11 protein-coding genes, 1 tRNA gene and 1 riboswitch are annotated in these 10,387 nt (G+C 50.3%); of the genes, 8 read left to right on the top strand and 4 right to left on the bottom strand.

Annotated elements, in window-relative coordinates; translation table 11 throughout:
• Positions 1–295 (top strand): hypothetical protein (locus E1189_RS06080; RefSeq protein ID WP_230460210.1); only part of this gene is annotated, 295 nt, incomplete at its 5' end.
• Positions 296–762: 467 nt separating this feature from the next.
• On the top strand, positions 763–2,415 hold the full coding sequence (pgi, locus tag E1189_RS06075; protein WP_155159149.1) for a glucose-6-phosphate isomerase: 1,653 nt from the start codon (positions 763–765) through the stop codon (positions 2,413–2,415).
• Here pgi and yciH read toward each other — a convergent pair whose 3' ends face one another.
• The 4 genes from yciH to E1189_RS06055 form a co-directional block, all read right to left on the bottom strand.
• Positions 2,416–2,775, bottom strand: a complete 360-nt coding sequence (gene yciH / locus E1189_RS06070) for a stress response translation initiation inhibitor YciH (protein WP_230460209.1) — start codon at positions 2,773–2,775, stop codon at positions 2,416–2,418. It abuts the gene before it with no gap.
• Between the two features lie 21 nt (positions 2,776–2,796).
• Positions 2,797–3,675 carry a cobalamin-binding protein gene (locus E1189_RS06065; protein ID WP_196221255.1) on the bottom strand — a complete coding sequence of 293 codons (879 nt, stop codon included), beginning with the start codon at positions 3,673–3,675 and terminating at the stop codon, positions 2,797–2,799.
• A gap of 99 nt (positions 3,676–3,774) precedes the next feature.
• The gene (locus E1189_RS06060; protein WP_155159147.1) at positions 3,775–4,809 is read right to left on the bottom strand and encodes a DUF2333 family protein; all 1,035 of its coding nucleotides are present in this window, start codon (positions 4,807–4,809) and stop codon (positions 3,775–3,777) included.
• A gap of 108 nt (positions 4,810–4,917) precedes the next feature.
• Complete coding sequence (locus tag E1189_RS06055; protein WP_155159146.1) at positions 4,918–5,538, bottom strand: transglutaminase-like cysteine peptidase; 621 nt, start codon at positions 5,536–5,538, stop codon at positions 4,918–4,920.
• A gap of 108 nt (positions 5,539–5,646) precedes the next feature.
• Positions 5,647–5,844, top strand: a riboswitch (cobalamin riboswitch).
• 68 nt (positions 5,845–5,912) lie between these two features.
• On the opposite strand from E1189_RS06055, the gene E1189_RS06050 reads away from it, so the two are divergent.
• From E1189_RS06050 to E1189_RS06025, 6 genes are all read left to right on the top strand, one after another.
• A complete protein-coding gene (locus E1189_RS06050; protein WP_196221254.1) occupies positions 5,913–7,709 on the top strand; it encodes a TonB-dependent receptor domain-containing protein in 1,797 nt (598 codons plus the stop codon).
• A gap of 62 nt (positions 7,710–7,771) precedes the next feature.
• Complete coding sequence (gene cobO / locus E1189_RS06045) at positions 7,772–8,374, top strand: cob(I)yrinic acid a,c-diamide adenosyltransferase (RefSeq protein WP_155159144.1); 603 nt, start codon at positions 7,772–7,774, stop codon at positions 8,372–8,374.
• 103 nt (positions 8,375–8,477) lie between these two features.
• Positions 8,478–8,554 (top strand) — tRNA-Ile (locus E1189_RS06040).
• 290 nt (positions 8,555–8,844) lie between these two features.
• Positions 8,845–8,943: a helix-turn-helix transcriptional regulator gene (locus E1189_RS26205; protein WP_408014701.1), complete on the top strand. Its 99-nt coding sequence runs from the start codon at positions 8,845–8,847 to the stop codon at positions 8,941–8,943.
• Positions 8,940–9,143, top strand: coding sequence for a hypothetical protein (locus E1189_RS06030; RefSeq protein WP_155159143.1), 204 nt, complete (start codon positions 8,940–8,942; stop codon positions 9,141–9,143). The genes E1189_RS26205 and E1189_RS06030 overlap by 4 nt, the downstream gene beginning before the upstream one ends.
• 41 nt (positions 9,144–9,184) lie before the next feature.
• The gene (locus tag E1189_RS06025) at positions 9,185–9,913 is read left to right on the top strand and encodes a hypothetical protein (protein ID WP_155159142.1); all 729 of its coding nucleotides are present in this window, start codon (positions 9,185–9,187) and stop codon (positions 9,911–9,913) included.
• Positions 9,914–10,387 lie beyond the last annotated feature (474 nt).

Here is a 10,387-nt window from a genome sequence, read left to right as displayed (position 1 = left end):
AAACAGTCACGGAGGATTATTCAGTATGAATATACAACCAAAGTATGTAGCAGGCAGCCAATACCAGGCACATTCTTCTCACAAACAAAAAGATTCAAGTGAATCTGTTCTTGGTGCTGGTGCACTACTCAACCCGAAGTTCTGCCCAGCTCAGTCTTATCTAAGAGAAGCAACGGGCAGACACGAAGGCAATCAGAGAACAGCTCTGGAAGTCTTCGCCCAGCTGCGTACTCAGGCTCGGGTAAATACCCCCGCGGCTAGTAATGATATCGAACTGCACAAACCACATTCTTAGAAAGTGGGCTTGCTCTAAGTCCCCTGGAAGGGGCAGTTACCGGCCAGCCTTCTAAGAAGGCTGGCCGAGCTATCTCCCCATTTGTGACACAATTGGAGCGCCTGCTGGAGCCGTTCCTGCTTTTCCTGAGAAAAGCATATACTTGCAAACCATCTCAGCATCAACACCCACGGTATCAACGCAGTAACCTTACACCCAAAAATGATTGCCCCAGTAAGTACCCAGACCTTTGGGGGCACTTTCACAAGTAAGTACACATGATCTATTTGCGCATTTAGCTCGACGGATTCCGTTGATGGTAGTCGAGTGAAAACCTCTTTACCGGGACGGCTCAAAGGTGGATAAATTCAGCGGTTACTTTTTTCTATTATTTGACTATCTATTGAACTAAATAGTTGAAACCGCAACGCAACGGTGCTTGCATAGCTGGCCTTACTTTCCCCTGACAATCATCGGAGCGTTTCCGTATGTCCGCGTATTCTGTAGCCCTGACCGGTTTCCGTGCCTCTGAAGATCTGGAAAAACTGTACAAGCAGATTCCAGACAACTTTCTGCGCACCAGGCTGGCCGAGGAAGCTGACCGTTTTGATCGCTTCTCCATTGATGCCTGTGGCCTGTTGCTGGATTACTCCCGCCACCTGATCGACGACACCATCCACGCCAGGCTGGTCTCTGTCGCTGAAGAAGCCAGGCTGGGGGACGCTATCAAGAACCAGCTCAATGGCGCGATTATTAACGGTTCTGAGAAGCGCGCGGTGCTTCACTCGGCCCTGCGCAGTGATCTGGACAAGCCGGTTCTGGTAGATGGACAGGACATTAAGCCTGCCATCAAAGCTATGCACGAGCAGATGAAGTCCATCTGCGAGCAGATTCACTCTAATAGCTGGACGGGCTACACCGGTAAGCCTATCCGCCATATTGTAAACGTTGGCATTGGTGGCTCCTATCTCGGCCTGAAGGTTGTGACCGATGCTCTGAAACCGTTCCACAAAGAGCAGATTACGCCTCATTATGTGGCGAACATTGATCCTGCGGATATTACCGAAATTCTGGAGCCGCTGAATCCGGACGAAACCCTGTTCATTATTGCTTCCAAAACCTTCACCACCCTTGAGACTCTGGCAAACGCCAACGCGGCCCGTGGCTGGTTATTGAACCATGGCCTGAAAGAATCAGACCTTTCCAAACACCTGATCGCAGTATCCTGCAACATTCAGGCAGCTACCGAGTTTGGTGTGGCAGAAGAAAACATCCTGCCCCTGTGGGACTGGGTAGGCGGACGTTACTCTCTGTGGTCTGCCATCGGTCTGGTGATTGCTCTGACCATCGGCTACGACAATTTCCAGAAGCTGCTGGCTGGCGCCGGTGAGATGGACGAACACTTCCGCACCGCACCATTCGCCGAGAATATGCCTGTGATTATGGCGCTACTGGGCCTGTGGTACCGTCATTATGGCGATGCACAGAGTCACGCCATTCTCAGTTACGACCACGGCCTGCGCAACCTGCCTAACCACCTGCAGCAGGTGGATATGGAAAGTAACGGTAAGCGTACCCAGCACAACGGCGAAGAGGTTGTCAGCGTTACTGGCCCGATCATCTGGGGCGGCACCGGCACGAATGACCAGCACGCTTACATGCAGTTGCTGCACCAGGGCACTTGCAATATTCCTGTGGATTTCATTATGCCGGCCACCAGCCATACTCCCGTGAAAGATCAGCATGCCTGGTTGTTTACCAATGGTCTGGCACAAGCGAATGCTCTGGCCAATGGCCGCTCTCTGGAAGAGGTGAAACAGGAGCTGGCTGATGCTGGTAAGGATGAGGCAGACATTGCACGTCTGGCAACCCACAAAGTGATTCCTGGCAACCGTCCAAGCAGTATTCTGTTCTGTGATTCCCTGACTCCAAAAACTCTCGGCGCACTGCTGGCCATGTATGAACAGAAGGTGTTTGTTCAAGGCGTAATCTGGAACATCAACTCCTTCGATCAGTGGGGCGTGGAGTTAGGCAAACAGTTGGGCAAGCAGCTGTTCCCGATGATGGAAGATGGGGATCTGTCCCAGCTGGACAGCGCCAGCCGGAACATTATCGAGCGATTCCGTAAAGCCAACGCCTGATTAACCGCCAGCACGCTTGGCGTTATGGCCCAGTCTGATCAGCTCGGCGACCATGGTATCCACATGGTCGCCCTGCAGTTCAATGGCACCATCCTTTACCGCACCGCCACCACCGCAGCGTTTTTTCAGCTGTTTGGCGAAAGCTTTCAGATCATTCCCGGTCATTGGCAAGCCAGTGATAACGGTTACCGTTTTGCCACCGCGGCCTTTCTTCTCCGGACGTACACGGACAACGCCGTCTGTTTCCGGCGTGACTTCTTTAGGTTTTTCTTCCTTAATGCGTCCTTGATCGGTGCTGTACACCAGCCGGGAACTACTGTCTTTTGCGCTGTATTTGGCCATGGTCAGGCTCACTTGCATAAAAAATTTGCTGGAATCTTATCAGGGCTTGCCTGCAGTGTTTAGGTCGCGGGCGGCTTGAACCTTCTGACAGAGCAGCTCTATGCCGTCCAGCATTTTCGGGGTCGGCATGGTGAGCAGGTTGTCAGGGAAGGGTATGATCATACCGTTCTTAACGGCTTTGACAGGTCTTAGTGGTGCCCACTCTTTGGGAATTTCGTCATTCTTGCTGAACTGATCCCGGGTAATGATAATTTCAGGGTTACGCTGCAAAACGGTTTCAAGCCCAACCGTCACTACACCTGTATCCAAATCTGAAAAGATATTATCACCGCCACACATATTTATAGCTTCGTTGATAAGGTGTTTGCTCCCCACTGTCATCAGCGGCACATTCCACATCTCATAAAAGACACGGGTTTTCTTTCTCTGCTGATAAGTCGTCAAGAGTTTCTGGTAGCGTTCTGTAAACGCTGCTGCTGACTGATTTGCCACTGAGCCTGTACCGGCTAATGCACCCAGCTTTTGAATTGAGCTGGCGATATCGGCAATCGTGTTTTGATCCACATAGAAAACCTTTAAACCAAGCCCCTGAAGCCTTTCGATGATCTCCTTGCCGATCACCTGCCCCCACACAAGAACCACATCCGGCTTAAGGGCTAATATTTGTTCCAGGTTGAAATTGGGAAAGCTTCCGATATCAGCTGGCTTTGCAGTGTTCTCAGGAAAGGTACTGTAACTGTCAGCACCCACAAGACGACTCCCCGCACCAGCGGCATACAGCAGCCGTGTAAGATTGGACGACGTCGTGACAATACGCTGTACAGGTTTATTCCAACAGACCTCTCGGCCATGATCATCCTGAATGCAGGTTTGAGCTGCCTGAACAGACAGACTGGACAGCATGAGAACTGCTGCCATGAAGACGCGTTTCATCAGTACTCCAACAAATAAAAATGCCGAGACTGCAGCACTCAAAAGAGCATCAACAACCTCGGCATTTTCAGGGCAGGGACAGCATTAACCCTGAGTCAGCAGGTTCCGCAGGTCGATAATGGCGGCATTAGCACGGGAAATGTAATTGGCCATAACCAGAGAGTGGTTAGCCAGAACACCGAAACCACTGCCGTTCAGAATAACCGGGCTCCACACAGTAGCCTGAGTTTCTTCCAGCTCACGGATAATCTGCCGCAGGCTTACCAGTGCGTTCTTCTTCTCCAGTACGTCCTGAAAATCCACCTCCACAGCCTGCAGCAGCTGCATCAGTGCCCAGGATGTACCACGGGCTTCGTAGAACACGTCGTCAATCTGCATCCATGGCGTTTTCACCTGCAACTCGTGAGCTGTCGGGGTGGACTGACCGGCGCTGGTATCGCCAGCCAAATCAGTGTTCAGGCGGGTTTTGCCCACGCTGGCGCTCAGACGCTGAGAGAGAGAACCCAGGCGGGTTTCCACATCCCGGAGCCACTGAGTCAGGTTATCAGCACGGGTGTAGAACTGGGCGGGGTTGTTGGGGTCGGAGAGGCGCAGCAAGTAGCTGTCCAGCTTATCAATACCGCGCTGATACTCACCCTCGCTGGAAGGCAGCGCCCAGCTTTTGGAGTCAAAGTTAAACTGAGGTTCAGCAATGGCCAGATCGGGATCTTCTTTGGATTGAGACTGGGAACGGCTGAAGTCCTTGCGCATGGCGCGGGTAAAATCTCGCAACTGAACCAGTGCACCAAACTCCCAGTTGGGCATGTTGTCCATAAACACACCGGGAGGCACAATATCGTTACGCAGATAGCCGCCGGGTTTGTTGAGGAGAGTTTCTCCAATACGGATGGCTGTTGCCGTAGAAGTGAAGCCCGTTACGATTGGGCGATTAATTTCTGTTGCCACTTTATTTGCGTTAACAGTGACATCAAACGCTTCTGGTTCGTTGCTCCAGTACGCGCCAATAATCAGCATCAGTACTACATAAACCACCACCAGAATAGCAGCCACTTTTCCAAGCTGACCACTACCTCGAGGCAAGAGATTCGACAGTTTTTCTTTCAAGCTGCCCGCGCCCATAATGTTCCCTTTCCTTCCAAAGCTGTTCGTTGGTGTAACGAGATGGAAAATCTTTGGAAGCTATTATGGGCAAAGCAGGCCAGAACTAATAGGCTTTCGAAGCAATATTCATCCGCCTGACGGCCATATACCGGAATTTTTTGATTTCTCCTGCAATCCAACCCAGTGGGTTAATCGTGAAGCCTGCCCGATCCGCTGTTCCTGGTACTCGCGGCTCAATAACCAAAGTCCGGTACTGTTGAAAGAATAAACAGGTTCAAGATCGCCCCGGCGTTGTGGCGTTTGCATGGCACCGGTGAGATTATCCAGTACAAGCTGCTTGCCATTGCCGATATCTACCAACAGAATCATATGAGCCTGCCGCAATGTCAGAGAACGCACATAGGCAAGGCGCAAACGGCTGTCGTCTATACCCAGACGGCGCAGGCTGATGTATTTGGCAATGGCGTAATCTTCACAGTCACCCGTTCCACGGCTGAGAAACTCTGTTGGCGAGGCCCAGTAATCCTCCCGCCCCCAGACCTTCTGGTCGCTGCGAAAATCAAGAGAATTGAAGAAGCGATTCACTTCCCGTATGCGCTCACTTTCCGGCGCGTTATGCAGGCGGGTGACAAGCTGCTCCCAGGCGTCGAGACGCTGGTCGTTGGCACCGGAAACCGGTGCGGCGCTTACCACAGCACTGCTCAGTCCTATAAGGCCAGCGGCCAGGACAGCTGCGATAGTCTTCACGGATCACACTCCCTGTGTACTTCATAACCACGAGATCCTGCAGTAACTATAGCCAGCAGCGGTGTCCGGATTCCGGCATTAGTCCGCCTTATGCCCTATACATCCCGGCTTATCGCTATTACTATTGGCGCCTACATAAAGGAGGGGAATCAGGTTAAAGCCTGAGCTGTGCCCGCAACTGTGACAGAAGAGTTTTCCTCGCACCGTTAAACGACAACGGTTAGGCCACTGAAACGAAGATTTCAGGAAGGCTGAGGTGAGCAATGAGACTGAAGCCAGAATACCTGCCTTTATGCACATCAATACACGCACACATACGGATGCATATGTACACTAGGAAAGTATCGGGGCTCATGCTCCCCCTCGCCCTCGCTGTGTCTCAACCGACCTTTGCACGCACCAATAATACTGTTGACGACATTTATCAGCTTGATGATGTAATCGTGACAGCCTCACGTACCGCTCAGACTGTTGATCAGGCGCTGGCGCCGGTTTCGGTGATTACTCGGAAGGATATTGAGCAATCCCAGGCTACGAGTGTGCCTGAGTTGTTGAGTAATGTTCCAGGAGTGCAAATCAGCACTTATGGAGGTTCTGGTGCCGAAGCTCGTTTTTATCTCCGTGGTTCTCTGCCATCGCAAACATTAGTACTGGTTGATGGTCAACGGATTGGAAGTGCTGCATGGGGCCAAGCGAGTATTCCGTATCTAGACCCTAACCAAATTGAACGTATTGAGGTTGTTCGTGGGCCAAGGGCAAGCCTTTACGGCGCAGATACTATTGGAGGGGTTGTCAATATTATCACCCGTACGGGCAAAGGTGCTCCAAGTGTATCAGTAATGGTGGGCTATGGAAGTCGAAACAGCCGTAACCTTGGTGCAAATATTTCCGGTAAAGAAGCTGGAACCAGCTTCTCCTTGGGCGCTCACCGCTCTACAACTGATGGTTTTACTCGTCAAGGGAAAAAGAATGAAGACGATGATGACTTCTATAACAATACTTCCGGCAGTGTGAAACTCGAACATCAAGTATCAGACAATGTCTCCACCGGCTTTGCTCTCACCCAAAATAAAGGCGTCACAGAGATTGACCCAGGAAAGGCGCGCACACACTTCAACAACAAAACAGCAACAGGTTTTATTAAAGCAAATGTCACTGACAATTGGTTAAGTACATTGAGTATCGGCTATAATGTTGATGATTCAGAAACAGTTCGTAGCCCATACCCCAGCTTTTTCAAAACAGCCAAGCGTGTTGCCAACTGGCAGAACGACATCTCTATTACAGACAATACTTTAATCACTGCAGGACTGGATTATTACAATGACCATCTAGATAGCAGTACAAAATTCACAAAAAACTCCCGTGACAATAAAGCGCTATTTGTACAGAGCCAGACAGGCTTCAGTAATAGTGACCTACAATTGTCTGCACGCAGGGATGATAATGAAGCGTATGGTAAGAAGACTACAGGAAACATTGCCTATGGTTATAACTTACCAAGCGACATTCGCCTCATAGCAAGCTACGGCACTGCTTTCAGAGCCCCAACTTTCTCTGATCTCTATGCCCCCCCAGTGGACTACGGAAACATTTACCTCAGTAACCCAAATTTGAAGCCAGAAACTTCAAAAAATAAGGAATTAGAATTGCGTGGCAAAAGCACCTTTGCCAACTGGAGCATTTCTGCATTCCAGAACGACATCGACAACCTGATTGTTAACACCAAACACTCCTCAAACTCACTCATCCGCTCCAATGTCGACCAATCAAGAATTCGAGGGGTAGAAGTTAGCCTCAAAACTAAGATTGAAGAGTGGACACTAGCAACCAATATCACTGTGCTTGACCCAAAGAACAGGGATACTGGCAAAGTGCTTGAACACAGAGCCAAACAAATTATCAGTATCCTTGCAGACCGTTCTTTTGGTGATATTTCAGTTGGTGGAACATTTACAGCCCGCAGTCACTCATACGATGATGCCGGTAACACTCAACGAGTTGCTGGCTATGGCACTGTAGACCTGCGTACTTCTTGGCAAGCGACACAAGAGATAAAGCTTGGCGCAAGACTTGAGAACCTTTTCAATAAAAAATACGAGACACTTAAAGGTTACAACGAAGCCCCACGCGGTATCTTCGCAACCTTAACCTGGTCACCTAAAATCTAACCCGCACTCTACGAGGGGCACTCGCTCCTCGTTTCTCTCTTACTATCACCAGCGAGGCATGTATGGCTGAAGAGACATCAGAGGACAAGTACAAAAAGCGCATGCAGCGCAAAAAGGAACACATCGACAGCCACATAGCAGCGGCGACCAAAGAGCAGGGCATTGTGATTCTGCTGACCGGAAACGGTAAGGGCAAAAGCACCTCTGGTTTTGGAACAGTGCTGCGCTGTGTAGGTCACGATCTGAAAGCAGGTGTTGCTCAGTTCATCAAAGGCAAGTGGGACTGTGGCGAGCGTAATGTGCTGGAAAAGCTCGGTGTGCCATTCCACGTAATGGCTACAGGCTTTACATGGGATACCCAGAACAAAGAGCTGGATACCCAGGCTGCTCAGGCCGTCTGGACAGAAACCAAAAAGATGCTGGCAGACCCTGAGCTTACGCTGGTACTTCTCGACGAACTCACCTACATCGCTCGTTACGGTTATGTGGATACTAATGAAATTGTCGAGGCCATCAAAAACCGTCCGAAGATGCAGTCTGTGATCATCACAGGTCGAGGTTGCCCGAAAGCACTGTCCGAGATTGCTGATACTATTAGCGAGGTAAAAGACGAGCGTCACGCTTACAATGCAGGGATAAAAGCCCAGAAAGGTATCGACTGGTAAGCTTTTTTGTACCACGTAATAGAAATGCTCGAAAAATCATAGCCATATAGCGGTTCAGGGCTGGCACCAACGAACCTCTATGCGTATAATCTGACGCCACTGTGGGCCTATAGCTCAGTTGGTTAGAGCAGGGGACTCATAATCCCTTGGTCGCAGGTTCGAGTCCTGCTGGGCCCACCACACATATCAAGGCCGGAGCGGTTAGTAACTGCTTCGGCTTTTTTTTATTTCTCAAATTTGCGCCAGCTAATGCGCCTCCTTTGTGTCGGACTGAAACAGGACGATAGAGGAATATAATAAAAAAATATTGATGCCCCACCACTCCCTCGTAAGTAGCATTCCGTGTCGAAACGAATCAAAACGGATAGATCGGAATGCCGCAGAAACAACATTTCATATCAAAAAAGTGCGTCATGTATCGTTACGGTATCGGCAACACCGCACTGTATTCCTAGATCAACGACGAAAGGGTGCAATTCCCAAAACCACATCGCCTTGGCCCTCGCTGCGTTCGCTGGAAAATATCAGAACTTGAAACATGGGAAAAAAGCCGCCAGGAGGCAGAATGATGTTACCTGAAGGCCGGATCAATGAAATTTCCAACTCCATGAATCTTGAAGCTGAGGATGTAAAAATTCTTATCGCAGTCGCACAGGCTGAGGCTCGGGGAGAGCCTGTCTGTCTGGATGGTGACCTGATCCGCATATCCCGCAAAACCCGACGGCAGCTTAAGAGGCTGGCACCCGAAATTTTTATGCCGAAGTCTTAGGGCCTGTTGAGGCTGTTCCAGGGGAGGGACGGGAGTTCAGTGTGAGCGAAAAAAACAAAGGACCATTGACAGGCTTTGACATCATTAGGCTGGCACGTGGTTTTGATGCTGGCACATCGCCTGCCAAAAGCGTTCTTATGATTCTGAGCACGTTTGCCAATGTAAAAACATTCGAGCTTTGGCCTTCCAAGGCCACTGTGCAGAAGTTGTCACATCTTTCCGAGGCTGCATGTTCCAGAGCCTTTAAACAGCTAATTGCCGATAGGGCGATTGTTGATACCGGTCGCCGTGTTGGCGATAGGGGACGTGTCACTGTCTATCGGTTGAATGTTGAAAAATTGGCCGGGAATCAATTGACAGTTGGTAATCCCCCACGATCCGAGGGTATTAATCCGGACGAAGGCGTCACTGGCAAATGTGTACAAAATTCCACCACTGGAAGTGATAGCACGGTTGCGCAAACTGGGAATCATGGTGAGTATTTGCGCAATCCCCCACGATCCAAGGGTATTAATCACCCTGAATGTGAGGGTTCTAATGCCCTGCAATCTGGGGTACTAACTACCAATGGAACAGTCATTCAAACAGCCACAAAAAAGCATTGCGCAAATTTAGGTGCGCAACCTCCCAAAGCTGATGCGCAACAGGCCACCCGACCAAGACGAATCGGCCCGCCAATTCACCCAATTGAAAACGAGGATCGGCCAGCCGCAATGGCAAAACTTCAACAGGTCCTCAATCAAAAACGCCAGTCGCAAAATCTCGACTAACAATCAGGGGTGAAATATATTTTTTTGTTGAGGCGTGCGATGACGCTGGGTGACAGAGTGTGACTACTATCACCAACCCCAAAGAATCACATGCCTGCACCGACACAACCTGACCGGCGACCCGTTCCTGACGCGATGGGGGCTGCCGGAATTTCCGGAAGTGAATCTTCTTTTCGCAAACGGTTGAGCCGGGCTCTCAATAGCGATGTTGATGAGCCCCTTGCTCGCTGCGTCTTTCGCAGAGGACGCGAGCTTCTGATTGACGTCGACCTCCTGCGAGCTTGGAATCAAGGAATTCCGGCTCGCTCCGTTCCACAAACAACAGAGAGCACAAAAAAAATGATCGGACTTGACCTAGCGGCAGGCACACCGGCTGCACACCAGTGCCCATACCTTCCAGCGAAGGATGCTCTGCGTGAAGCAGGAATTGAAGACATTTCGTCGGGCGAGTTGAGAGACCGTATTTTGAAGGCT

It is taken from the genome of Parendozoicomonas verongulae, assembly GCF_009711465.1.
Lineage (GTDB): Bacteria > Pseudomonadota > Gammaproteobacteria > Pseudomonadales > Endozoicomonadaceae > Sansalvadorimonas > Sansalvadorimonas verongulae.
Note: the sequence above shows the minus strand (reverse complement) of the source record. Positions and strands in the feature narration are given on the sequence as shown.